We start from the raw sequence: 24931 nt of genomic DNA, 5'->3' as shown, positions 1-24931 counted from the left end.
GCGATGTTAACGTTAACTTTTCTAAAAACAAAAATAAAGAGGGCTTTATGAAAGCGCTTAAATCTCTTCTTCCAGCAGCATTGCTCACCCTTTGTGCCGGCCTTCCATCCCTCTCGAGCGCAGCTGATTTGACGATCTCCTGCGGCGCGGTGGGGGCGGAATTACAACTCTGCAAGGAGGCTGTCGAAGCGTGGTCGAAACAGACCGGCAACCACGTCGAAGTGGTTTCCACGCCTAACTCGGCGACCGAGAGGTTGTCGTTCTATCAACAGATCCTCAGTGCGCAATCCACTGACATCGACATCATTCAAATCGATATGGTGTGGCCAGGGATGCTGGCCAAACACTTGATGGATCTGCGTGAGGTACTTCCTGCCAACGCGACCCAAGGCTACTTCCAGGCACAGATGGATAACGCCACGGTAAATGGACGGTTGGTGACGATGCCGTGGTTCACCGACTCGGGCCTGCTGTATTACCGCAAGGACTTGCTCGAGAAGTACGGCAAGCAGGTTCCCCAGACCTGGGAGGAAATGACTGCTACGGCCAGGGATGTTCAGCAAGCCGAGCGCAACGCCGGGAACACCAATGCGTGGGGTTACATCTTTCAGGGGCGCGCCTACGAGGGTCTGACGTGTAATGCGCTGGAATGGATCAGCAGCCAACCGCAAGGCGGACTGATCAACCCACGAGGCGACATCGTGGTCAACAGTCAGGCCTCAAGAACGGCGTTGAGCCTGGCGAAAAGCTGGGTGGGAGACATCTCCCCGCGTGGCGTACTCAACTACACCGAGGAAGAAGGTCGTGGCGTATTCCAGTCGGGAAATGCGCTGTTCATGCGTAACTGGCCTTATGTCTGGGCCTTGGTACAAAGCCAGGACAGTGCCGTAAAAGACAAGGTCGGGGTCGCTCCCCTGCCCCGCGGCGGCGAGACCGGCAGCCATGCCTCCACCCTCGGTGGGTGGGGCCTGGCAGTGTCGCGTTACAGCGCCCATCCAAAACTCGCCGCAGAACTGGTGAGCTACCTGACCAGTGCCCAACAGCAAAAGCATCGTGCTCTGGCTGCCGCCTATAACCCGGTGATCGAGTCGCTGTATCAGGACCCCGAACTGCTCGCGGCAATGCCTTATTACAGTCAGCTCCATAGCATTCTCAACGATGGGGTCATGCGCCCCGCCTCAATAACCGCCGATCGCTATCCACGGGTCTCCAATGCGTTCTTCGATCGAGTGCATGGTGTGCTGGCGGGCGAGTTGCCTGTGGATCAGGCGCTGGCCGAACTGGAAAGCGAACTCACGCGCATCAAACGCCGGAACTGGTAAGCCACAAGGAAGAAAATCACCATGTCTGTCTCTACTACCCATGTCCCCTGTGACGAGCTTCTGCTCACCAGGGAAACGCCCGTACAACGACGCCGGGTACGCGCCGCCTGGCTGTTTCTGACACCGATGCTGCTGTGTCTGGCCCTGGTGGCAGCCTGGCCGCTACTGCGCACATTCTGGTTCAGCCTGACCGACGCCAGTCTGTCGGACACCGGTGGCGGAACCTTCATAGGCTTGAGCAATTATCTGTTCCACAACGGCTCCAGCTGGTCGGGCATCCTGGTCGATCCGCAATGGTGGAACGCGGTGCGCAACACCTTGCATTTCACCGTGGTGTCGGTGGGACTGGAAGTCGTACTGGGACTGTTGGTGGCGTTGCTGCTGAACATCAAGTTCACCGGACGTTCTCTGGTGCGGGCGTTGATTCTGATTCCCTGGGCGATTCCGACCATTGTCTCGGCGAAGATCTGGTCATGGATGCTTAACGACCAGTTCGGCATCATCAATCACATGATGCTGAGCTTCGGACTGATTGACGCTCCGTTGGCCTGGACGGCCGATGCGGATCTGTCGATGTGGGCGGTGATCATCGTCGATGTCTGGAAGACCGTCCCGTTTGTCACGCTGTTGATGCTGGCTGCCTTGCAGATGTTGCCGAGCGATTGCTACGAAGCCGCGAGGGTCGATGGCATTCATCCGCTGAAAGTGTTCTGGCGTGTCACCCTTCCCCTGCTGATGCCCGCACTGCTGGTGGCGGCGATCTTCCGCATCCTCGACTCGCTGCGGGTATTCGATGTCATCTATGTGCTGACCTCGAACTCGTCGAGCACCATGAGCATGTCGGTGTATGCCCGCCAGCACCTGGTGGAGTTCCAGGACGTTGGCTATGGCAGCGCGGCCTCGACGCTGCTGTTTCTGGTGGTCGCGGTGATCGCCATGCTTTATCTCTACCTCGGACGTCGTCAACTGGAGGTTCGGTCATGAGCCCGCGCCTTCTCAAAAAAGCACTGTTGCGCCTCGGGTTCTGGTGCCTGATCGGGATTTTGCTGCTGTATGCGGTCTTCCCTTTCTACTACGCCATCGTGACGTCGTTGAAGCCATCCAGCGCCTTGTTCGAGGTGAGCTACTGGATCGATAACCCCGACTTCTCCAATTACGCGGCGGTACTCCACCAAGCCTCATTCCTGCGGGCCATCGGTAACTCGCTGGTGGTTGCGCTGTGTGTGGTAACACTGGCGCTGTTCCTCAGTGTGACCGCCGCCTATGCCTTGGGCCGGGTGAAGTTCCGTGGGCGTGGCACGGTGTTGATGATGGTCCTTGGGGTGTCGATGTTTCCCCAGGTCGCAGTGCTGTCGGGGCTGTTCGAAGTGATCCGCGCCCTGGGCCTGTACAACACCTCTTGGGCGTTGATTCTGAGCTACACGATTTTCACCCTGCCCTTCACTGTCTGGGTGCTGACCACGTTCATGGGGCAACTGCCACATGAACTGGAAGAAGCCGCAATCATGGATGGCGCGTCCCCCTGGGTCACGCTGACCCGCGTGCTGTTGCCGCTGCTCTGGCCCGCACTGGTCACCACCGGTTTGTTGGCCTTCATCGCCGCATGGAACGAGTTCCTGTTTGCCCTGACCTTCACCCTCACCGACACCCAACGCACGGTGCCGGTCGCCATCGCCTTGATTTCCGGCGGCAGTCCCCATGAGTTGCCTTGGGGGTTGTTGATGGCTGCATCGGTGCTGGTCACCGTCCCACTGGTGATTCTGGTGCTGATCTTCCAGCGCCGAATCGTTTCCGGCCTCACTGCCGGCGCGTTAAAGGGTTGATGCCCAACAAAGACAAGGAACAGCATCGTGATCAAATTGAAACTGGACAACGTGAACAAACAATTGGGCGGCGCGCGGATTCTTCGCGACGTCAGCCTGCAGATCGCTGCGGGTGAATTCGTGGTGTTCGTTGGCCCTTCGGGCTGCGGCAAGTCGACTCTGCTGCGACTGATCGCCGGACTGGATTCGATCTGCAGCGGCGACCTGCTGATCGACGGGCGACGGGTCAACGACCTGGAGCCGCGCGAGCGTGGCGTCGGCATGGTGTTTCAGTCTTATGCGCTGTACCCGCACATGAGCGTCTACGACAACATCAGCTTTGGTCTCAAACTGGCCAGGACTGAAAAGAGCAGCTTGCGCGAGCGCGTGCTGAAAACGGCGCAAATCCTGCAGTTGGACAAACTGCTGCAACGCAAGCCAAAGGAACTGTCCGGCGGGCAGCGTCAGCGTGTGGCCATGGGCAGAGCCATGGCGCGTGAGCCGGACATTCTGTTGTTCGATGAGCCGCTCTCCAATCTGGATGCATCTTTGCGGGTGCAGATGCGCAACGAAATCGCCCGGCTGCATGCCCGACTGGGCTCGACCATGATCTACGTCACTCACGATCAAGTGGAAGCGATGACCCTGGCCGACAAAATTGTCGTGCTCAATGGCGGTCGCGTAGAACAGGTCGGCTCACCGCGCGAACTCTATGAGCGCCCGGCCAGCCGCTTTGTCGCCGGCTTCCTCGGTTCGCCCAGAATGAACTTTCTGCCGGCACGCCTGCATGTACCGGGTGAAACCAGCCTGGTCGATACTCCCGTCCTGGGTATGACCCCCCTGCCCTTCGACAGCTCGAACCTGGCACCGGACGCCCCACTGAGCCTGGGAATTCGCCCGGAACACGTGTCGCTCAAGGCGGCGCAGGGAACTGCCGGCGTCGTCGTGACCGGGGTCGAATACCTGGGCAGTGAAACCTATGTGCACCTGGATACAGGTCAGGACGAGCCACTGATCTGTCGTTGTGAAGTCAACGCCGGATGGCAGGTGGGCGATCAGGTCGAGCTGCAACTGGAGTTCGGCAATCTGCACCTGTTCGACGCCGATGGCACTGCCTTGAGTCGCCACCCACAAGCCATTGAAACCCTGCCGGATGACGTCTCTCTACGCTCAGTCCGAGCACGCGCCCTATGACTTTGTCTTTGAATACCATGAGCGACCCAATGTCTTCTTCCCTTGATCTTGCGCAGCGTGCGCTGAATGACGGTCTGACTCGCGTCATCCAGGATTATCGACCCGGTTATCATATTGCCCCCCCGGCAGGATGGATGAACGACCCCAACGGGGTGGTGTACTTTCGTGGCGAATATCACGTTTTCTATCAACATTACCCCTTCGACGCGAAATGGGGCCCGATGTATTGGGGGCACGCCAAGAGTGCCGACCTGGTTCATTGGCAGCACCTGCCCATAGCGCTGGCGCCCGGCGACGACTTCGACCGTGACGGTTGTTTTTCCGGTAGCGCGGTGGTGTGTGGCGATACCCTGGCACTGATCTATACCGGGCACACCTGGCTGGGGGAAGTGGGTGACGAACGCTCGATCCGCCAAGTCCAGTGCCTGGCCACCAGCACCGACGGCATCCGGTTCGTCAAGCATGGCGCCGTCATCGAGAACGCGCCGCAAGACACGATCATGCACTTTCGTGACCCCAAGGTATGGCAGGAGGATGACTATTGGTACCTGATTGCCGGCGCGCGTCTGGGTGATAAACCGCTACTGCCGCTATACCGTTCCACGGATCTGCACGCCTGGGAGTTCCTCGACTATGTGTCCAGCGGCAGCGAGGGCGATGGCTATATGTGGGAGTGCCCGGATCTGTTCCGACTGAACGGGCGCGATGTGCTGCTGTACTCCCCCCAGGGCATGCAACCCGAGGGTTACGATCGCCTCAACAAGTACCACACCGGTTATCGAGTGGGCCGACTCGACAGCGACTGGCACTTCACCGGCGGGCCTTTTATCGAGCTGGATAACGGCCATGATTTCTATGCCGCGCAAACGCTACTGGCCGCCGACGGTCGGCGCCTTGTGTGGGCGTGGCTCGACATGTGGGAAAGTCCGATGCCGAGCCAGGCCCATCACTGGTGCGGCATGCTCGGGTTGCCGCGCGAACTTGAACTGCATGCAGATCGTCTTTGCGTGTATCCGGCACGGGAGCTCACCGCACTGCGCAAGGCACCATTGCCAGGCACGCCCTGGTGGGATGCGTCGGGAGCCCGATGGGTGCGGGAAGTGAATGGCGACATGCTCGAAATCCATGTGCACCTGGACTTGCTCGGCTGCACCGATGGCCACCTGGGAATCGCGTTGCGCTGCAGCGATGATGGTCATGAAGAAACCCTGCTCTATTACGATGCATCACTGCAGCGTCTGGTGCTTGACCGCAACCGCTCGGGTGCACAAGTCACCGGTCAGCGCAGCGTAGCGATAGACCCGACACAAGAGCGACTGAACCTGCGTGTGTTTCTCGATCGCTCGTCCATCGAAGTGTTCGACGAGAACGGGCGCTTCAGCCTCAGCAGTCGCCTCTATCCGCGGCCCGACAGTCTGGGCGTGAAGCTGTTTACCAACGGAAGTGGCGGACGTGTGTCGATTGCCAAGGCATGGCCTCTCGGCTCTGGATGGCTATGAATGGCGGATGGCAATGAGCAGCGTCATTCGAGTCGCGAGAAGCCCGGGCCCTGTGTCATGATTCTGCGTCAACCTGACCGGTCTCACCTCGCATGACTTCAGTGAAAGACGTAGCACAGCTGGCCGGCGTGTCCCTGATGACGGTTTCTCGAGCGCTCAATAATCCGGAAAAACTGAGCCCCGAAACCCTTCAGCGGGTGCGTCGCGCCATTGATGAACTGCAATTCGTACCGAGCCTGTCGGCGCGCAAGATGCGCGGCGACAACCTCCAGTCGCGAACCATCGGTGTGTTCGCGCTGGACACCGCGACCACACCATTCGCGGTCGAGCTGCTGCTATCCATCGAACAGACCGCACAGCAAGCCGGCTGGAATGTCTTTATCCTCAACCTGTTGAGCAATCCGCCCACCGACCAGAACATCGACCTGATGTTGTCGCACCGTCCCGACGGGTTGATCTTCAGCGCCATGGGGTTTCGCCAGGTGTGCATTCCCGAGCGATTGAAGAGCAAACCCCTGGTCCTCGCCAATTGCCTGGCCGATGACAGTCACCTGGTCAGCTATGTGCCGGACGACGAATCGGGGCAGTATCGCGCCGTACATCACGCGTTGAGCCAGGGCTATCGGCGTCCTCTGTGTATCAATCTGCCCAAACAGAGCCTGGCCTGGGGTCTGCGACAAAAAGGCCTGCAGCGTGCCTGTCAGGCATTCGGCCTGGCGCCTGACGCACTCCTGCAATACGACCTTTCCGATCATGATGCCTATGGTGAAACAGCAGCCATCCTCGACCGGCACATCATTGAGGGTCGTCCCCAGTTCGATATTCTGATCTGTGGCAACGACCGCATTGCCTTTTGTGCCTATCAGCTGTTGTTGGGCCGTGGCCTGAAGATTCCCGACGATGTCGCCGTGCTCGGCTACGACAACATGATCGGTATTGCCGAGCTGTTCATCCCGCCGCTGACCACGGTGCAACTGCCGTACTACGAGATCGGTCGCAAGGCTGCCCGCCACCTGATCGAGACCCTCGACGTATCGGGAACCCAGCCAGTTGATTGTCCATTGGTGGTCAGGGCATCGCTATGAGAATTAGCTAATCCGGTGATAGCGCGTCCGCTTGCTTTCGATTTGCCGCTAGCACACCGTATCAAGGCCGGCGCAGCGAACTTCGCCTACGGGGCATCGAAGAACTCTATAGATCTCAGAAATCACCTGCATCGTTGCCTCTTCGATCGTTCCTTCATTACGGCATAAAACCCAGCCGTGATCCGCAATCGCTCGCTCGAACGCCTGGGTACAAGCGACATGTTCTTCCAGCTTATGGATCACAGTACTGCTCAGCCCACGCCGTCGTGCCGCTGCCCTCGCCCATGAAATATCAGGGGCGGTGACAACCCCGACATGCAGGTCTGGCACTCGCACGTTTCGATCGATGTTCAGCTGTAGAATCTCTGCAAACGGGACTATCCGGCGAAACGCGGCATCAGACGGGTACCAGCGATCGATCAGGATGATGCTGTCTGGTGGCTGTTTAGCCAGCACGTGCCGGGAAATCCAGGTACGGCTATCGGCAAAGCGCTCACAAACCTCCAACTCCAAATCCCGGGTGGGATTTCTGACGAGTTTGTTAACGAGGGTCATTGTTTCACCCCTATAGGGATCGCTTTTTTTCTCGCAAAGTCGGATCACCTTTTTGTTGTCTGCCCTCAGTACTTTCGTAACGGCCTCCAGAAGCGTGGTTTTGCCGGCTCCCTTGGGCCCATCCAGAGAAACAAACAGCGAACGATTCATTTTTCACATAACGATTGATATACGGTTTTTTTGCCCTGTCCTTTCGCTGGAACCGCTTGGCGCGACTACGCGAATCGAGTGGAGGGTCCCTTATGAACAGACATTGATGAACACTCTAACCTGTTTCTGGCTAACGGGTCTCAAAGTCCAGCTCAAGCCGCTATCAACATGGTGCTGTCGCAAGCGAAAAATCTAATAGCCTTTAGACCGGTCAACCACATTCAACAGAGGCATTCCCCCACCCTCTCTTCGCAGATTCTCAACAATGACCGCCACACCACCTTCAATCTGCACATCGCTTGCAATATGAGGAGTCAGGAGCACTCGAGGGTGTTTCCAGAGCGGGTTGTCTTGAGAAGGAGGCTCTTGTTCCAGTACGTCCAGTACGGCACCTCCCAGACGGCCTTCATCCAATGCACAAAGCAAAGCCTTTTCTATAACGTGGGCGCCGCGTCCCACGTTAATCAGTCCAGCTCCACGAGGCAGACAATCGAACCTCGCCGCATTGAGTAACCCGTCTGTTTCGGGAGTCAGTGGCAACATGTTCACAAGGATGTCGCACTGCCCTAAAAACGCCTCCAGTTCGTCCGGGCCGACGTAACAGTGACCACCTGGCACCTCCTTCAAAGAACGATTCCAGCCACTGAGTTGAAATCCCAATGGCTGAAGACGATCAAGCGCGGCGCGTCCGAGATTGCCAACCCCCATGACGCCAACACGCCGCTGTGAAGCGTGCACGATTGGTCGAGGTTGCCAGCGACCACTGCGCTGATCTTCCTGGTAAGCGAGGATGTCTCGATGCAAGGCAAGAACACCAAACAAAACATATTCGGCCATGATGTCAGCCATCGAGCTGTCTACCAGCCTTATCAGCGACACGTGAGCAGGCAAACGGGCCAGATCGAACTGGTCAACTCCGGCCCCGGCAGCGTAGAGGAGTCGAAGATTACCAAACTGCTCCGCAATGTCGGCAAGAGGCTCCCAAGCCAGGATGTAGTGCACCTCTGCCGGGTTACCGATATCAGGCCACTGGCGGAACTCTAGTTGAGGGGCGAGCGTTGCCAGGCAATCTCGCCATTTCTGCGCATCGGCGGGGTCGGCCATGTATAGGATGCACATGGAAAACGCCCTATTCGACTTTCAGATGCGCATAGCTATCAACGAAACGCTTAAACTTGTGTTCGCCACAAGTGTAAGCTTCATACTTCGCGGGTAGAGCCTCACTCACGCAAGTTGGCACAGGTTCAACAACCGCATCGAAATCCAAATCAATAAAGAAAGGTATTGAATAGCGCTCCAGACCGCTAGTATTGATGACGCGATGCATTGTCGAGGTGTAGCGATCGTTGGTGAGGGTTTGAACCAGGTCACCAATGTTGACGATAAACGTGCCTTCAACCGGTGGCGCGGTAACCCACTCCCCTGCACGGTTCCTGACTTGCAAACCGCCAACTGCATCTTGAGACAGGACCGTCAAGAAACCATAGTCCGTGTGTGCCCCAATACCGATCTCCTCTTGGGAGACTCTTCCGATCTGAGGCGGGTAACGCAAAATTCGCTGAATAGTGATGGGCTTACGCTGAAGATGTTCAAAGTAATCTTGTGGTAAACCCAGGCTCAGCGCGATCCCGCCAATAAGCATTCGTGCGAGCGCCAATACAGAGGAATGATAATCTTCGGCAACCTTCTCGAATTGCGGCAGTGCAGAAGGCATTTGATTAGGACCAAAAAATGGAGAAACCTCATCGTAATGAGCCCCGCAATCAAAACACTCTTTGAAATCCCGGGTATTAGCAGGGTCTACGTTTTCCGCGTACATCGGAATATAACCACGTAGCGTGAGCCCGGAATTCACGACATTAAGCTTGTTCTTCTCCTCATAAGGAAGCTTGAAAAAACTTTTGGTAAGCGCATACATCTCATCTATTAACTGCTGGTCAATACCATGGTTTTTTATATAAAAAAAGCCTACCTTTTCGCATGCATCACCTATTTGGCTTGCCACCTGCAGCGGATTTTCGCCGTTTATCAGCGACGATATATCTATGACTGGAATTTCAGTGAAAGCTGTTTGTTTGCTAGCCAGACGAATATCAAATAACTCTGTCACCTACGCTCTCCTTTCCGAAATATCAATTAGGCGGAAGATTAATAAAGCACGACTGTGCCCTCTTCAGTCCCGCTGAACCATCACCTATAACACCCACTTTCACATCCGCCTCAACGAGTGCAGTTTGCCGCTGCGCGCACTTTCATCACGCTGCGGGCAAACCGCTCAATGTGATGGAAACCAAGTGTGTACGAGTCAAATCAGTCCGGGTTTTGACGGATCTTAATCCTGGATTTTTGGACATGCAAGCAAAATGTACACCTGTGTCATCACTCGTTGACACAGGTGTACATTTGTCCTAATTTTAATTCACCGAGCCTGATGAAGCCCACTTTGGAGCGCACCACGATGTCCAGCGATCCCTTGCTGCAACCCTATAAAATCAAGAATCTGACCCTCAGAAACCGGATCATGACCACCTCCCATGAACCGGCCTACCCTGTGGACGGCATGCCCAAGGATCTCTACCGCGCCTACCACGTGGAGCGTGCAAAAGCCGGTGTCGCCCTGACCATGACTGCCGGTTCCGCTGCCGTATCCCGAGACAGTCCGCCGGTGTTCAACAATGTGTTGGCATACAAGGACGAAGTGGTCGGATGGTTGAAGGACCTGACCGATGAATGCCACGAACATGGCGCGGCAGTGATGATCCAACTGACCCACCTGGGCCGCCGTACCCGCTGGGACAAGGCCGATTGGTTGCCGGTGGTGTCGCCATCACACCGCCGCGAGGCGTCGCACCGCTCCTTCCCGAAGAAAATGGAGGAATGGGACATCGAGCGGATCATCAAGGACTATGTAGACGCCGCGGAGCGCATGAAGGCGGCTGGTCTCGATGGTCTGGAGCTTCAGGCCTACGGGCATTTGATGGATCAGTTCTGGTCGCCGTTGACCAATGACCTCGACGGCCCTTACGGCGGCTCGCTGGAAAACCGCATGCGCTTTACCTTCGACATCCTGCGTGGCATCCGTCAGCGGGTAGGCGAAGATTTTCTGCTGGGCGTTCGTTACACCGGTGATGAAGAATTACCCGGCGGCTTCACTGCCAGTGAGGGCATGCAGGTTTCTCACATGCTCAAGGACAGCGGGCTGGTCGACTTCCTGAATGTCGTGCGCGGTCATATCGATACGGATGCAGGGCTGACCGATGTCATCCCGATTCAGGGTATGCGCAACTCGCCCCATCTCGACTTCGCTGGCGAGATTCGCTCCTCAACTGGCTTCCCGACCTTCCACGCAGCGAAGATTCCCGATGTCGCCACCGCGCGCTACGCGATCGCCTCGGGCAAAGTGGACATGGTGGGCATGACACGCGCGCACATGACCGATCCGCACATCGTGCGCAAAATCATCGAGAAGCGCGAAGAAGACATTCGCCCGTGCGTGGGCGCCAACTATTGCCTGGATCGCATCTACCAGGGTGGCGCGGCCTACTGCATCCACAACGCAGCGACGGGGCGGGAAACCACCATGCCGCATGACATTCCCAAAGCCGCCGTCAAGCGCAAGGTGTTGGTGGTCGGTACCGGCCCTGCCGGGCTTGAAGCGGCGCGGGTCGCCGGCGAGCGCGGCCATGACGTGACGGTGCTTGAAGCGGCTGACCAACCGGGCGGGCAGATTCGTCTGACTGCGCTGAGCGAGCGTCGTCGCGAGATGATCAGCATCATTGACTGGCGAATGGCGCAATGCGAACGGCTGGGGGTGAAGTTTCACTTCAATACCTGGGCCGAAGCCGACACTGTGCAAGCCTTCGAGCCAAACGTGGTTATCGTTGCAACCGGCGGCCTGCCGGATACCGAGGTGCTCAGCAAAGGCAACGAACTGGTGGTTTCAACCTGGGACATCATCTCCGGCGACATCAAGCCCGGTCGCAATGTACTGATCTTCGACGATGCCGGGGATCATGCTGCCCTGCAGGCTGCCGAGGTCATCGCGCAAAGTGGTGCGAGAGTCGAAATCGTCACCCCTGACCGCTCGTTTGCACCTGAAGTCATGGCCATGAACCTGGTGCCCTACATGCGCAGCCTGCAGGACCTGGACGTCACCTTCACCGTGACCTACCGGGTCGATACAGTGGAAAAACGTGATGGCGGGCTCGTTGCAACCTTTGGCAGCGATTACGGACAGGTTCACAAGCATCGCCTGGTCGATCAGGTCGTCGTCAACCACGGCACCCTCCCGCTGGACGACTTGTACTTCGACCTGCGTCCTCTCTCCACCAATGGCGGCGCGGTAGAGCAGCATGACCTGATCGCCGGCACGGCACAGAACATCGTCACCAATCCCGAAGGACGCTTCCAGCTGTTCCGGATCGGCGACGCCGTGTCTGCTCGCAACACCCACGCGGCCATCTACGACGCTTTGCGCCTGGTGAAAGAAATCTGAAACAACGAAGGCCCTTCAAAGGGCCTTCATTGTTTATCTCTTCGGCTACATGCCTTTGCGGGCAATCTCGGCGCCTGCCTGCACCGCTCGCCCCACAATCGCCTCAATGTTCTGATCGGCCATCGACTGCAGCGCTGCTGCCGTCACGCCACGGTAAGCCATCAATGACTCAATCATTTGCTGCGGATCGCGGCTGGCAAGCATCTGGCCACCCCCCACCACTACGCCTTGTGCAGCGCGCTGCGCGATGGCAAGGGGAATTCCCGCAGCCACCGCCTGATTAGTCAGGGCCATTTGCAACATTGCCGGGAAGGCCGGCCCGGTCCCGGACAACGCGCTGAGATAATCAATACAGTCTTCATCAGGCACTTCGTCCGCCGAACCTACGCACTCGAACAGCCCCTGCACCCACTGGCGGTCGTGATCAACAAGGTTTCCGACACTGTACCAAGGCGTGAACGACTGCCTGATTTCCACGGCCGCATTCGGCATGGCCCGCACCACTGCATCGGCACCGGTTGCCGCACTGATGGCTGCCGCCGGAACTCCGGCCATCAGAGAAATCACCAGCTTGCCGCGGGCGTTGATCAGCAGTTCGCGAAACTGCTCCGGCCGTATAGACAGCACGACAATATCGCTGAGGTTCACCAACTGCTGGTTGTCGGCCAGCAGTCTCACGCCAGGTTCGAAGGTACTGACGCCTGAGCGGTTCGAGATCATTAAACGGTCAGGCCCGATGAATCCGCTATCGAGCAGCGCCTGCGCGATTGCGCGCCCGAGCCAGCCGGTGCCTCCGATGATGCCCAGCGTTCTATTCTCCATCGGCAGGGGACTCCTCGAATGTTTCGACCAAGGGAACGAAAACGCCGGGTTCTTTTTCCGCGTAGCCAAACTTTCCATAAAAGCGGTCCAGCTCGCGCCGCTTCGGTACTTTGCCGGTGAACACACTCACGTACTGAGGAATCCGTCGAAATCGAACGACGATATCTTCATTGGTTTTCATGGAAATGTAGCCGATCTGCGTGAGGTAGATCGTCCTGGCCCGAACATCGGCCCCTTCGCCGTCGTAGCCAAAGCGTCGGAACATCGCGGCCAGGGCATTCATCCGTGTCTCATCAGCCAGAGCGATTTCAGCCGTGACCTCGTCCGATTGCAGCGCCCAACTGCGCACGGCAAATTCGAACTGCGAGTCGAACAGTTCAGGGTTCACCCAGCATTCGAAGACGTTGAGAATCGCTTCGGAAATACTTTCTGCGTAACTCTCGCATTGGCTGACCATACCGCCGGTGTTCTTGTCCCGCCATCGAGCCAAGAGTGCCGCGAGCAGTTGTTCCCGATCTTCATAGAACCAATAAAAGCTGGTACGAGACAAATTCAAGCGTTTGGCCAGCGGCATCACCCGCACAGCATCCACACCCGACTCTTTAAGAGCTTCGTAGGCGGCGTCCAGCCAGACATCGACGGAGCCTCGCCAGCCTGCGTCCTGCGCTTTGGTTTTCGCCCTTCCTGTCTGTGACATTCGGGTGCACCTTTATTTGAAAATTCTTCGACACTGTACACCCCAGGATCTTTGGCGTACACGGCATGTACATAGGCGTACATTTTCGAGACACTCGATCTCGAATCAGCTCCCCCTGCGACGGAGGGCGTCACTCACCCTTCTCCGTTGCAGGTTGCGCGGAGCCAGACTCTGGTTCGCTGCAAAATTTTGCGGCGGGCAACGCATTGATTACTTGGGCGCTTTGTTCTCTATCAGGCAATTGCCACCATCGATCACCAGCAACTCCCCGGTAATGTAACTGGACTCAGGTGATGCCAGGAACGTAACGGCAGCGGCCACTTCTTCCGGGCGACCAGCCCTGCCAACCGGAACATACTTCGCTGCATTCACTTCCTCTGGGGTGCTTGATCCTGTGGCGATCCAACCCGGCGCGACCGAGTTCACAGTGATTCCATAGCGCGCGACCTCAAGGGCCAGGCTCATGTTCATACCGACCATCCCGGCTTTGGCCGCAGCATAAGCCGCCTCTCCTGGGTTACCGGCCCGAGTGCCCGTCGTGGAGCTGACATTGACGATACGGCCGTAGTGTCTGTTACGCATCCCCGGCAAAATTCCACGGGTCAACAGAAAGGCGGTTGTCAGATTTCGAGCGATTGAAAGATTCCAGCTATCGACACTCATGTCCGCCAGATCGGCAAAAGGCTCCGGATGACCTTGGGCGGCCATGCCGGCATTGTTCACCAGAATATCGATTCGCCCCCATACCGATTCGGCCCAGGTCGTCAGTTCAAGGACTTGATCCTCTTCACTCAAGTCCGCCGCACGCCCTTGCGCTTCAAATCCTGCGGCTCGTAACTCCTCCACCCGATCATGAATGCGAGCGCTGCTGCCTGTGATTATCAACTTGACGCCCAGGCTGCCCAGTCGCTTTGCAATCGCAATGCCAATGCCTCGCTCACTACCAGCGCCACTGACAAGCGCTACCTGACCACTCCAGTGCGCAATCATCGCGCTTGCTCCTATCGTCCGGGGTTAGCCCCTGAATCCATGGAAACTCAGGGGACTGCGTCCTCATGGAAGATCCAGGCTGAATCATAGACGCATTGGGCACGAAGGGATGCATACCTCCAGCAAGCATCGGAACCGACGCGAGGCGATTGTTCGGAGCATGCCTGGAAACAGGTGGTGAGTGGGTGCCAAATGCCCTCGCAGAGTGCTGATACCAGGCGTAGGATTGATGTGATGACTGCAATAACACGTGGTTGGAAGGTGACTTCCAGCCAATTCTGCATCACACGCAAACGCAAGACATATACCGCCGCACTGTAAGGCCGCGCGCCCCTTCGCAGTACAAGGGCCGTGTTCTCACAACAACAAAAGCGAGGTGAAAGCATGTCTGGTAATCGTGGTGTCGTGTATCTCGGCGCAGGCAAGGTCGAGGTGCAGACCATCCCCTATCCGAAAATGGAAGACCCACGTGGCAAGCGCATTGACCATGGCGTGATCCTGCGCGTGGTTTCGACCAATATCTGCGGCTCCGACCAGCATATGGTGCGTGGCCGGACCACGGCCCAGGTCGGGCTGGTGCTTGGTCATGAGATCACCGGCGAGGTGATCGAGAAGGGCCGTGACGTGGAAAACGTACAGATCGGTGACCTGGTCTCGGTGCCGTTCAACGTCGCCTGCGGCCGTTGTCGCAGTTGCAAGGAACAGCACACCGGCGTCTGCCTGACGGTCAATCCGGCGCGCCCCGGCGGTGCCTATGGCTATGTTGACATGGGCGACTGGGTTGGCGGCCAGGCCGAATACGTGCTGGTGCCGTATGCCGACTTCAACCTGCTGAAGCTGCCCGACCGCGACAAGGCCATGGAAAAAATCCGCGACCTGACCTGCCTCTCCGATATCCTGCCGACCGGCTACCACGGCGCGGTGACCGCCGGTGTCGGCCCTGGCAGCACGGTGTACATCGCCGGTGCCGGCCCGGTGGGACTGGCTGCTGCCGCCTCCGCCCGTCTGCTGGGTGCGGCGGTGGTGATCGTCGGCGACGTCAATCCGCTGCGTCTGGCGCATGCCAAGGCCCAGGGCTTCGAGATCGCCGACCTGACCCAGGACACTCCGTTGCACGAGCAAATCGCCAACCTGCTCGGTGAGCCGGAAGTCGATTGTGCGGTCGATGCGGTTGGCTTCGAAGCCCGTGGCCACGGCCATGACGGCGCGCAGCACGAGGCCCCGGCCGACGTGCTCAACGCGCTGATGGGCGTGGTGCGAGTCGCCGGCAATATCGGGATCCCGGGTCTGTATGTCACCGAAGACCCGGGCGCGGTCAACAAAGCCGCCAAACATGGCAGCCTGAACATCCGCTTCAGCCTCGGCTGGGCCAAGTCCCACAGCTTCCACACCGGCCAGACCCCGACGATGAAGTACAACCGTCAGCTGATGCAGGCGATCATGTGGGACCGGATCAACATTGCCGAGGTCGTCGGCGTGCAGGTGATCAGCCTGGACGACGCGCCGCGCGGTTACCACGAGTTCGATGCCGGGGTGCCGAAGAAATTCGTCATGGATCCGCACAAGCTGTTTAGCGCAGCCTGAGAAGCCGGTTGGGAAAAGGGCAGCTTTGAGCTGCCTTTTTTTATGGTTCTTCACGCAATTCCGGGAAACTGTAGGAGCCAGCTTGCTGGCGATGGACCCAAGTACGCCGCGTTTATCCAGTTCACACGCGTTATCGTTAACGACCTTCGCTGGCAAGCCAGCTCCTACAAGAGCCAGCTTGCTGGCGATGGACCCAAGTACGCCGCGTTTATCCAGTTCACACGCGTTATCGTTAACGACCTTCGCTGGCAAGCCAGCTCCTACAAGAGCCAGCTTGCTGGCGATGGACTCAAGTACGCCGCGTTTATCCAGGTTACACGCGTTATCGTTAACGACCTTCGCTGGCAAGCCAGCTCCTACAAGAGCCAGCTTGCTGGCGATGGACTCAAGTACGCCGCGTTTATCCAGTTCACACGCGTTATCGTTATCGACCATCGCTGGCAAGCCAGCTCCTACAAGAGCCAGCTTGCTGGCGATGGACTCAAGTACGCCGCGTTTATCCAGTTCACACGCGTTATCGTTATCGACCATCGCTGGCAAGCCAGCTCCTACAAGGGAGCGTGCCCCACGCTTTTTTTTGGTTCATCACGCAGGAGCCAGCTTGCTGGCGCAGGTACGTTCACGCCTTCGCTTTAATCGCATACAGCCCCCCGATAATCACCAACGCTGCGCCGACAACCACCCAGGTATCAGGGCGCTCGGCAAAGACGATCACACCAATCAAAGTGGCGAAGACCAGAAGCGCATAGTTGAAAGGCTGCAGGGTAGAAGCGGTCGCGTATTTCAGTGCTTGAATGAGGAGAATTTGAGCGACGACTCCTGTCAATGACAGGATCCCCATCAAGAGGCCCTGGACCGGCGTCGGAGAAACCCATGCGGGCAGCCCCACAAAGGTGATCGTCAGGGCACCCGCACTTGCCATAAAAAGCATGTTCGTCGCAAAGCAATCGTGCTGGCTAATTCGGCGCGTCAGTACATTGAATACTGCAAAGCCCAGAGCTGACAGCAGGGGAATCAGCGCTGCGAGTTCAAAGACGCCCGCACCTGGTCGCAGGATGATCAGTGTCCCGGTGAACCCTATGGCAGCCGCGATCCAGCGTCGTAGCCCGACAAACTCTCCCAGCAGCCCCCCCGCCAATGCCAGAGTCATCAGAGGGAATACCGCATAGAGAGCGTGCATTTCAGCCAGGCCTAAATAGCGCAGCCCGACTCCGAACAGTACTATTTCACCCACGGCTAACAGCGCTCGAATGATTTGCAGCCAAGGGTGCTTGCTCCGAAACTGTTCCTTGAACCTACCTTGGTAGGCGGCATATCCGAGGGCAAAAACGACAAACACCCAATAACGCACCATGACCATCTGGACAACCGGGAGGTCTTTGACAAGCACCTTGGTTATTCCATCCTGGCTCGCAAAGATAAGCATTGAAAGCAGGCATAAAAAAATCCCGAGTTGGGGCCTTGTGACCCCTGGACCCGCGGCAACGGTAGGCGTAGTCAAGTACGCCGTATTTTTTGTTTGATCGCTCTTCAATCGCACTTCGGTCATGCCCTCCTCCGTCACAAAGGATTGGTCAGGCGTTCTTTGGTTCACTAGCCGTGTTTCGCTCGAAGGCCGGTGACCAAAATACGGGCTGCAGCATTTGCTGAAATGGCTCGGTGAAACAAAGCCGCATGCGACCAGCACATCAACCTGAGAAAGCTCTGTGTGCTGAAGCAAGTGATTTTTAAACAGCCTTATAGGAAAAGCCGACAACTTAAACTTGTTAACCTTCTCGCCCGGCCCAAAACTCATGCCAACGAATGACCGAACTGACGCCCAGCTTCGTTATTATTTGGGGGGGAAGCCTGCTCGGTCCTGGTGCGTGACTGATACTTTCCAGAAAATCAGAACGTATACCCGAAGCCAATTCCGCCGCCATTACACCTGCCAGAGTGCTCTTGACCGTTCCCAACCCATTTTCGCAGCAAGCCGAATACAGGTTTTCTTCGATCTCGCCAAATGCAGCGGCGCTGTTACGGCTCAAACACAGACGGCCGGCCCAGCTGAACTCCAACGCAGTGGATTTCAATTCGGGAAAGCGTGCATCCAGAGAATGTCGCTGTTCTCTGGCAACCGCCGCTACACGTTCTGGGGTGACCTGGATACTCGGGTCATAGGTGAATTTTGTCCGGATGACGATACGCGAGAGACCGTCCGTAGAGATTTTACGAACAGTCGCACCCATTGGATCAGCCGGCAACAAGGCCCACCTGGCTTTGCCCGGCACGTCTTTCTTGAATGCATCATCACTGTACGCGGCCGTCATGGAGGCGTACGTAAAGACGTGCAGCAGGCGTCCCCGATAATGACCAAAGTCTTCAATGTGGCCGTTAACTCCAAGAATGACCTTGGGGGCGCGCACCGTCCCGTTATGAGATCGAGCGATCCAGCCGCTACCCTGCTTCGACAATTCAATAACTGGAGAGCGCTCAAAGAGAGTGATTTTCCCTTCCAGCCCTGCTGCCAGGTCTTTGATGTATTGTGCAGGTTGAATCAACACAGCGCCGGGGGTATAGATCCCTCCTTGGTAATAGGTAGACCCGGTGATTTCACGCATTTGCACGGCATCGAACATCTCGAACTTTTCGCCAATGCGCTCAAGGGATCTGGCGTAATTGACGTTCAGCTTCAATCCCCGCTCAGTGGCGGCAGCGTTGATCTTCCCTGAAGGGTCAAAGGTCTCTGCGGACATGCCGTACTCGCGTGCGGCTTGCGCAGCAAAATCAATCGCAAAACGATTTTGGGTGATCTCCAGCGCCGTTGCAGACTCACTCGCCACGGAGTATTCCCCCGATGACAGACTGTGCGGCACATCGATCATGAAACCCGAGTTCCTGCCCGCCGGCCCCTTGGCGACTTCATGAGCATCGACCACAACAATGCTGTCACCCGGGTGCAACTGTGAAAGTCTGCGAGCGGCGGACAGGCCGGCAAAACCGGCACCGATAATCAGCCAATCCGCCGTCACATTTCCATCGAGCATGCGGACAGGCGCAGTGCGTGCGGAAATCGCCTCCCAACCTGAAACCCCGGTGTCTACCGGCAGGCGCTTGATGGTATGGGTGCTCATTTTTCGGTCTCTTCATCCGACCGATCAGACACATCGATCCAGATTGTTTTGATTTCGGTGTACTGGTCATGGGCAAAAATGGATTTGTCCCGACCGCCGAAGCCCGACTCCTTGTAGCCGCCGAATGGCGTCGATGCATCACCCTCACCAAAGCAGTTCACGGTGACGATGCCGGCGCGAATTTCCCGCGACAACTTGATCGCCCGCCGCAGGCTGCCGGTATAAACCGAGGCCGCCAGGCCGTACACCGTGTCATTGGCCAGGGCAATGGCTTCGCTGATCGAACTGAATGTGGTGACCGAAAGGATCGGGCCGAAGATCTCTTCCTGGAACAGACGGTTGTCTCGACCGACACCGTCAATCACGGTCGGCTCTACGAAGGCACCGTCCTTGGTCGCACCACCGTAAACCACTTCAAGCTTTCCGGCGGCGGCGTGCTCAAGGTACGACTTCACTTTTGCGAAATGCTCAGGGCTGACCAGCGACCCTACGCGGTTTTGCGGATCGAGTGGGTCGCCCATTTTCCATTCGCGGATGTAGGCGCCCATGCGCTCCAGCAGCTCGTCTTTAACAGACGCGTGGACGATCAGACGTGACGTCGCGGAGCAGTTTTCGCCCATGTTCCAGAACGCACCGTTGACGACATGCTGAGCGACGAGATCCAGGTCTTGGACATCGTCCATCACCACGGCCGGATTTTTCCCGCCGCACTCAAGGACGATGCGTTTGAGGTTCGAATCGGCGGCGTAATGCAGGAAACGGCGGCCGGTCGCGGTGGAGCCGGTGAAGCTCACCATGTCGACATCGTTGTGCAAGCCAATCGGCTCACCGACGTCTTTGCCGGTGCCGGTCACAATGTTGAGGACACCGGCGGGTATCCCGGCTTCAAACGCCAGCTGAGCGGCGCGCAACGTGGTCAGCGAGGTTTGTTCGGCAGGTTTGACGATGACCGAACAGCCTGCAGCGAGCGCCGGGCCGATTTTCCAGGCCAGCATCAGCAGCGGGAAGTTCCAGGGCAATACGCAGCCCACCACGCCGATCGGCTCCCGGACCACCATGGTCAGCGCGTCGCTGCCCACCGGGGCGGTGTTGTCATAAATCTTGTCGATCAGTTCTGCGTGCCAGCGGATCGTGTGGATGGTGTCCGGGATGTCGACCAACTGACATTCACTGACCGGTTTGCCGCTGTCGAGGCTTTCGAGGACGGCCAGTTCGTGTTGATGGCTTTCAAGCAGGTTTGCAAACTTCAACAGAACCGCTTTGCGTTCCCTGGGAGAAATCGATCTCCAGCGTCCATCCTCGAAGGCCTCCTTAGCATTGCTCACCGCGAAGTCGACATCCTCGGACGAACAAGCAGCGACGTCGGTCAAAAACTCACCCGTTGCCGGGTTATTCGTGGCGAAGGTTTTGCCGGAGATCGCGGGCTTGAACGCGCCATTGATGAACGCCCTGGATGGCAACGAAATGTCTTTGGCCAGAGCGGCATATTCGGCCTTGCTCAGAAGATCACCCATGGCTGGCTCCCGAAGTAATGTTGGCTACGTTACGTTTGAGTTCAGTAATGACCGACGCGAAACTCTGCTTTTCGTCCGCTTCAAGTGGCTGCAATGGCAGGCGCACGTTACCGACTTTCAATCCGGCAACTTCGCAGCCGTACTTGATCGACTGCACGAACTTGCCACCGTCCAGGGCATTCATCAGCGGCATCATTGCCGACATGATTTGGCGGCCTTTGTCGAAGTTCTTTTCGATCACGCAGGCTTCATAAAGCGCAACGTGTTCCTTGGGCAGGAAGTTGGATCCTGCGCACACCCAACTGCGGGCGCCCCAGGCAAAAAACTCGAGGGCCTGGTCGTCCCATCCGCAGGACAAGGCGATGTTGGGGAACTGCCGGGCCAGCATATGCACCTGGCCCATGTCGCCGGAGCTTTCCTTGATGGCTACGACGTTTTTCGATTGGCTGACACGTGTGAAATATTCTTCATCCATCGAAACGCACATGCGCCCCGGATAGTTGTAAAGCATGATCGGCAAGTCCGCTGCGCGATCGATAGTGAGCGCGTGAATCGCGTTTTCCTGTGAGGTTGGCAGCGCGTAAGGCGGGGACGTGACGAGAATCGCATCCGCTTTGATCGATTTGGCGTCCTTGGCGTACTGAACCGCATCTTCGGTGCGAATCGCCCCGGTACTGACGATCAGTTGCACCCGAGTGCCGATCACATCTTTGGCGTAGGCCGCCAACTCGGTGCGTTCTTCCGAAGTCTGCGCATAGTACTCGCCGGTCGACCCGCCGATAATAATGCCGTGCACCTTCGCCTCAATCAGCGACTCCAAAACTTCCGAGTACACATTCCAGTCAATGTCTCCATCAGAGTTATAAGGAGTTACTGCTGGCGTATAAATACCTTCAAATTTCAAGATGAATGCTCCGAATGCGAGTTAGGTGGAAGATCAACGAGCGCGTCAGCTTTTTTGCCTTGAGGCGCGATAAAAAATTCCATGTTTTCACGGGGCAGTTCCCAATGCTCAAACACGAGATCGCCAGAGGTTGTTTTACTGACTAAGTACCGTTAGCTGTTGAATCCAGACTGGCATGGGGCAATAGAGTGGTCAATAGCGTCTCTTCCTCGCGCAGACATCTTTAAAGCGATATAGCGCACAGAGTCGAAAAATATTTATACTTTAAATTCAATTGGTTATGTATAGAACTTTAAAGCTACGCTATCGATCGATAACATTTGTTTATGCATTGATAAGCGTAAAAGTTTCTTGTTGGGGTGTGATTGCAGACGTAGTCTTTACAACAGCGATATTTTACCGGCGAAATGGCGTTACCCAATTTCGAGATTGATGCAAACAATGGTCTTTTGTCGTCCCTTTGGTATTTTGGAGTGTGTTGACCGTGAGCACTAAATCGGCAGTTTCAAATCTTATCGCGCAGCGCAAGCCTGACCATGCGCTGCCAGGTGCCCTTTATAGCGATACAGACGTTTACCGGCAGGATCTGGAACAGATCTGGCACAAAAGCTGGATCTTCGCAGGGCACACATTTGAGCTGGAGAAGACGGGTCAGTACCTGTCGCTGCAAATCGGCGATTACCCTGTCGCTATCGTCCGTGGCGCAGACAAGCAGATTCGTGCATTCCACAACGCCTGCCGTCATCGCGGCTCCAAGGTGTGCCCGCAAGCTAGCGGCAAGGTCGCCAAGCTGGTGTGCCCTTACCACAAATGGACCTTCGAGCTGGATGGCAGGCTACTTTTCGCCGGAAACATGGGGGAGGACTTCGACAAGTCTCAGCATGGGTTGAAAACCGTGCATTGTGAGGTCGTCGAAACCTACATCTATGTGTGCGTCGCTGATGTGGCACCTGACTTTTCGTCGTTCAGAAAGTCTCTGACGCCTTTCGTTGCGCCTCATAACCTGGACGACTGCAAAGTCGCGTTTGAGTCGAACATCATCGAGAAAGGCAACTGGAAACTGGTTTTCGAGAACAACCGCGAGTGTTACCACTGCGATTTCACTCACCCGGAATTGATGCACTCATTCGTCGACAACCCATCAGTGGGCGGCGCCGGCGGCGACGAGGATCTCGAACTCAAAGAGCACTGGGATCGCTGCGAAGCGGCAGGCCTGCCCAGCCGATTGGTCATGGACGAAGACGGTCGCTTCCGCATGACGCGCATCCCCCTTTTTTCCGGTGCCGTCAGCTACACAATGGATGGCAAGCCTGCGGTTGCCGGTCGCTTGGACACAACCGGCGAAGCCAACATCGGTGCGCTGCTTTATTTCAACTACCCATCAACCTGGAACCACTTTCTGGGCGATCACGCGCTGAGCTTCCGCGTTTTGCCCATCGGTCCGGGCGAGACGTTGGTCACTACAAAATGGATCGTCAAGAAGGACGCGCAGGAAGGTGTCGACTACGACATCGATCGCCTGACCAAGGTTTGGCTTGCAACCAATGACCAGGATCGCACCTTGGTTGAAGGCGCACAGGTCGGCGTCAGCTCTCCTGCTTACGAGCCGGGCCCTTTGTCGGTGGCTAGCGAAATCGGTGTGTGCCAGTTTGATGACTGGTACTGCAAAACGATGCTTGAGCAACTCAATGACACGATCCCGTTGAGATCTGTCGGCTAAGAGCAAAACTGCCGGTGGTGAGAACCACGAATGATCACCACCGGCATACCCAGACTTCTCCCCTCCTCGCACCCCGAATCACTGCTCAGTCAGTACTCCTGTCTTCCAGACAGCTCAGGAAAACTGGGCGAGAATCCAGTCGCGTAGCCGGCAACAGGCGTCGTCATTGATCCGGTCTTCACGAAAGGTCAGATAGTGCTGACTTTCATGGAGAACCACTTCTTCTTCGATCGGCCGAATCAGCGTGCCGTTTTCGATCAGGTTTGCAACCAGGTGATTCCATCCGAGGGCTACTCCCTGATGGGTCAACACCATGCTGATGACCAGGTTGTAGTCGTTCGCGTTGAAAACGTGAGGGCTGTCGTGGGGGCGTTTCTCGATATCGACATCGTGATAAGCCAGCCAAACGCCCCAGTCAACGTGCTCCGCTACCTGGGATCTGCCATAGGGACTGAGGTTCAGCAAAACCCCGTCGCGTAGTGCTTCCAGGCTGGACAGCTCAGGGTGCTCCTCTTTGTAACGAGGCGTGCACACCGGGTAGATGACGTCATGAAACAACGGATAACTGCGATAGCCATCCTGAATCCTGGCCATTTTGGTGATGAAGATGTCCGGAGTTACACCTGGCTCCATCGACAAAAAGTTTTGAGTGGTGACCAGATTGAGGTCGATATCTGCGTTTTTGGTAAAAAACCCCGGCAGCTTCGCTGCGAGCCAGAGGGCTGAAAACGCGGGAGAACAACAAAGCGTCAATGTGCGCTTGCCTGCATTGTTGGTGCGAATGCGCTCCGCCGCTTGGGAAATGTTGACGAAAGATATCTGTGCCGCATCAAAAAAAATGGTTCCGGCTTCCGTCAATTCGACTGCTCGCCCCACCCTCTTGAATAGATCCACCCCAAGGTACGCCTCAAGTTCTCGAATCTGACGGCTGATTGCCGCTTGAGTAACGCACAGTGCTTCTGCCGCACGCGTAAAGCTCTGATATTTTGCGGCGGCGACGAATGACTTCACTGCTTTCAGAGACGGCATTTTCAGCAGTGTCATGTCTGGATCGATGTGCTTAACCATAACCTAGAGTATTGAATATCCGGTTCGGGGCCCTTCGGAGGGCCGTTAGGGACGAGATCGGCGAGAGTGTTCCACCTGGAGCCTACACTGGAGCGTAGCTCAAACACAGGGTCTAAGACAGGCCCAGCCGCACTCCTCTTCGCAACTGGCACTGCCGCAGTCGCAAATTGACATAATTAAATGATTGATAACATGACGTTATTGATTGGCTGGAAGAAATGTTGTTAGACGCTGACTCTATTAGGTAATAACTTGGTTCCCAACGGTACTGCTTAATTCAGCGCCGATAAAACAAAAATAATAAACATCACATAATAAAGAGGATGGTCACAATGACTATTTCCCAACCTTTCTCCCAGCTTGACTGCCCCCACAAGCACCGTCTGAACTGATCAAGACACATACACCTGAATTCTT

At 56.7% G+C, this 24931-nt stretch carries 21 protein-coding genes and 1 pseudogene; 10 read left to right on the top strand and 12 right to left on the bottom strand.

Going from position 1 to position 24931, the window contains the following annotated elements; genetic code table 11:
* The first annotated feature begins 47 nt into the window (after window positions 1–47).
* The 6 genes from KGA81_RS25415 to KGA81_RS25390 all read left to right on the top strand — a co-directional run bounded on the left by KGA81_RS25415 (window position 48) and on the right by KGA81_RS25390 (window position 6902).
* A complete protein-coding gene (locus KGA81_RS25415; protein WP_223549615.1) occupies window positions 48–1322 on the top strand; it encodes an ABC transporter substrate-binding protein in 1275 nt (424 codons plus the stop codon).
* Between the two features lie 21 nt (window positions 1323–1343).
* Window positions 1344–2306, top strand: a complete 963-nt coding sequence (locus KGA81_RS25410; protein ID WP_223549612.1) for a carbohydrate ABC transporter permease — start codon at window positions 1344–1346, stop codon at window positions 2304–2306.
* Window positions 2303–3145, top strand: coding sequence for a carbohydrate ABC transporter permease (locus tag KGA81_RS25405; protein ID WP_223549610.1), 843 nt, complete (start codon window positions 2303–2305; stop codon window positions 3143–3145). Before KGA81_RS25410 ends, KGA81_RS25405 begins: the two co-directional genes overlap by 4 nt.
* Window positions 3146–3172: 27 nt before the next feature.
* A complete protein-coding gene (locus KGA81_RS25400) occupies window positions 3173–4318 on the top strand; it encodes an ABC transporter ATP-binding protein (RefSeq protein ID WP_223549608.1) in 1146 nt (381 codons plus the stop codon).
* The gene (locus KGA81_RS25395; protein WP_223549605.1) at window positions 4315–5817 is read left to right on the top strand and encodes a glycoside hydrolase family 32 protein; all 1503 of its coding nucleotides are present in this window, start codon (window positions 4315–4317) and stop codon (window positions 5815–5817) included. The genes KGA81_RS25400 and KGA81_RS25395 overlap by 4 nt, the downstream gene beginning before the upstream one ends.
* A gap of 92 nt (window positions 5818–5909) precedes the next feature.
* Window positions 5910–6902: a LacI family DNA-binding transcriptional regulator gene (locus KGA81_RS25390; protein WP_223549603.1), complete on the top strand. Its 993-nt coding sequence runs from the start codon at window positions 5910–5912 to the stop codon at window positions 6900–6902.
* A 48-nt stretch (window positions 6903–6950) separates the two neighbouring features.
* Here the strand turns inward: KGA81_RS25390 and KGA81_RS25385 are convergent, their stop codons facing one another.
* The 3 genes from KGA81_RS25385 to KGA81_RS25375 all read right to left on the bottom strand — a co-directional run bounded on the left by KGA81_RS25385 (window position 6951) and on the right by KGA81_RS25375 (window position 9717).
* The gene (locus tag KGA81_RS25385; RefSeq protein ID WP_223549600.1) at window positions 6951–7607 is read right to left on the bottom strand and encodes a dTMP kinase; all 657 of its coding nucleotides are present in this window, start codon (window positions 7605–7607) and stop codon (window positions 6951–6953) included.
* Between the two features lie 192 nt (window positions 7608–7799).
* Window positions 7800–8711: a 2-hydroxyacid dehydrogenase gene (locus KGA81_RS25380; protein WP_411736576.1), complete on the bottom strand. Its 912-nt coding sequence runs from the start codon at window positions 8709–8711 to the stop codon at window positions 7800–7802.
* A 25-nt stretch (window positions 8712–8736) separates the two neighbouring features.
* Window positions 8737–9717, bottom strand: coding sequence for an isopenicillin N synthase family dioxygenase (locus tag KGA81_RS25375; RefSeq protein WP_223549596.1), 981 nt, complete (start codon window positions 9715–9717; stop codon window positions 8737–8739).
* Between the two features lie 348 nt (window positions 9718–10065).
* On the opposite strand from KGA81_RS25375, the gene KGA81_RS25370 reads away from it, so the two are divergent.
* Window positions 10066–12102, top strand: a complete 2037-nt coding sequence (locus KGA81_RS25370) for an NADH:flavin oxidoreductase (RefSeq protein ID WP_223549594.1) — start codon at window positions 10066–10068, stop codon at window positions 12100–12102.
* Window positions 12103–12147: 45 nt separating this feature from the next.
* Here KGA81_RS25370 and KGA81_RS25365 read toward each other — a convergent pair whose 3' ends face one another.
* From KGA81_RS25365 to KGA81_RS25355, 3 genes are all read right to left on the bottom strand, one after another.
* Window positions 12148–12924, bottom strand: a complete 777-nt coding sequence (locus tag KGA81_RS25365) for a pyrroline-5-carboxylate reductase family protein (protein ID WP_223549629.1) — start codon at window positions 12922–12924, stop codon at window positions 12148–12150.
* Complete coding sequence (locus KGA81_RS25360) at window positions 12914–13621, bottom strand: TetR/AcrR family transcriptional regulator (protein ID WP_223549592.1); 708 nt, start codon at window positions 13619–13621, stop codon at window positions 12914–12916. The genes KGA81_RS25365 and KGA81_RS25360 overlap by 11 nt, the downstream gene beginning before the upstream one ends.
* Window positions 13622–13831: 210 nt before the next feature.
* Entirely contained in the window at window positions 13832–14611 is a 780-nt protein-coding gene (locus KGA81_RS25355) for an SDR family NAD(P)-dependent oxidoreductase (RefSeq protein WP_223549590.1), read from the bottom strand.
* 384 nt (window positions 14612–14995) lie between these two features.
* Here KGA81_RS25355 and fdhA point away from each other — a divergent pair, with 384 nt between their 5' ends.
* Window positions 14996–16195: a formaldehyde dehydrogenase, glutathione-independent gene (fdhA, locus tag KGA81_RS25350; RefSeq protein WP_223549588.1), complete on the top strand. Its 1200-nt coding sequence runs from the start codon at window positions 14996–14998 to the stop codon at window positions 16193–16195.
* A 42-nt stretch (window positions 16196–16237) separates the two neighbouring features.
* On the top strand, window positions 16238–16831 hold the full coding sequence (locus KGA81_RS25345; protein ID WP_223549586.1) for a hypothetical protein: 594 nt from the start codon (window positions 16238–16240) through the stop codon (window positions 16829–16831).
* Here the strand turns inward: KGA81_RS25345 and KGA81_RS25340 are convergent.
* The 5 genes and pseudogenes from KGA81_RS25340 to KGA81_RS30110 form a co-directional block, all read right to left on the bottom strand.
* Window positions 16815–17744 (bottom strand): DMT family transporter, encoded by a 930-nt coding sequence (locus KGA81_RS25340; protein WP_223549585.1) that lies wholly within the window; start codon window positions 17742–17744, stop codon window positions 16815–16817. The genes KGA81_RS25345 and KGA81_RS25340 overlap by 17 nt on opposite strands.
* A gap of 217 nt (window positions 17745–17961) precedes the next feature.
* Window positions 17962–19308: an NAD(P)/FAD-dependent oxidoreductase gene (locus KGA81_RS25335; protein ID WP_223549583.1), complete on the bottom strand. Its 1347-nt coding sequence runs from the start codon at window positions 19306–19308 to the stop codon at window positions 17962–17964.
* Window positions 19305–20822 (bottom strand): aldehyde dehydrogenase, encoded by a 1518-nt coding sequence (locus KGA81_RS25330; protein WP_223549581.1) that lies wholly within the window; start codon window positions 20820–20822, stop codon window positions 19305–19307. Before KGA81_RS25330 ends, KGA81_RS25335 begins: the two co-directional genes overlap by 4 nt.
* Window positions 20815–21726 (bottom strand): dihydrodipicolinate synthase family protein, encoded by a 912-nt coding sequence (locus KGA81_RS25325; RefSeq protein WP_223462301.1) that lies wholly within the window; start codon window positions 21724–21726, stop codon window positions 20815–20817. The genes KGA81_RS25330 and KGA81_RS25325 overlap by 8 nt, the downstream gene beginning before the upstream one ends.
* Window positions 21723–21848, bottom strand: a pseudogene (locus KGA81_RS30110) (GntR family transcriptional regulator); the annotation flags it as partial. The gene KGA81_RS25325 and the pseudogene KGA81_RS30110, both read right to left, overlap by 4 nt.
* Window positions 21849–22210: 362 nt before the next feature.
* Here KGA81_RS30110 and KGA81_RS25320 point away from each other — a divergent pair.
* Window positions 22211–23446, top strand: a complete 1236-nt coding sequence (locus KGA81_RS25320) for an aromatic ring-hydroxylating oxygenase subunit alpha (RefSeq protein WP_223549577.1) — start codon at window positions 22211–22213, stop codon at window positions 23444–23446.
* A gap of 114 nt (window positions 23447–23560) precedes the next feature.
* Here KGA81_RS25320 and KGA81_RS25315 read toward each other — a convergent pair whose 3' ends face one another.
* On the bottom strand, window positions 23561–24514 hold the full coding sequence (locus KGA81_RS25315; protein WP_056724831.1) for a LysR family transcriptional regulator: 954 nt from the start codon (window positions 24512–24514) through the stop codon (window positions 23561–23563).
* Between the last annotated feature and the right edge of the window lie 417 nt (window positions 24515–24931).

Origin of the sequence: Pseudomonas sp. A-B-19 (assembly GCF_019947515.1) — a bacterium.
Taxonomy (GTDB): domain Bacteria; phylum Pseudomonadota; class Gammaproteobacteria; order Pseudomonadales; family Pseudomonadaceae; genus Aquipseudomonas.
This window is presented reverse-complemented; position numbering and strand designations above follow the sequence as displayed.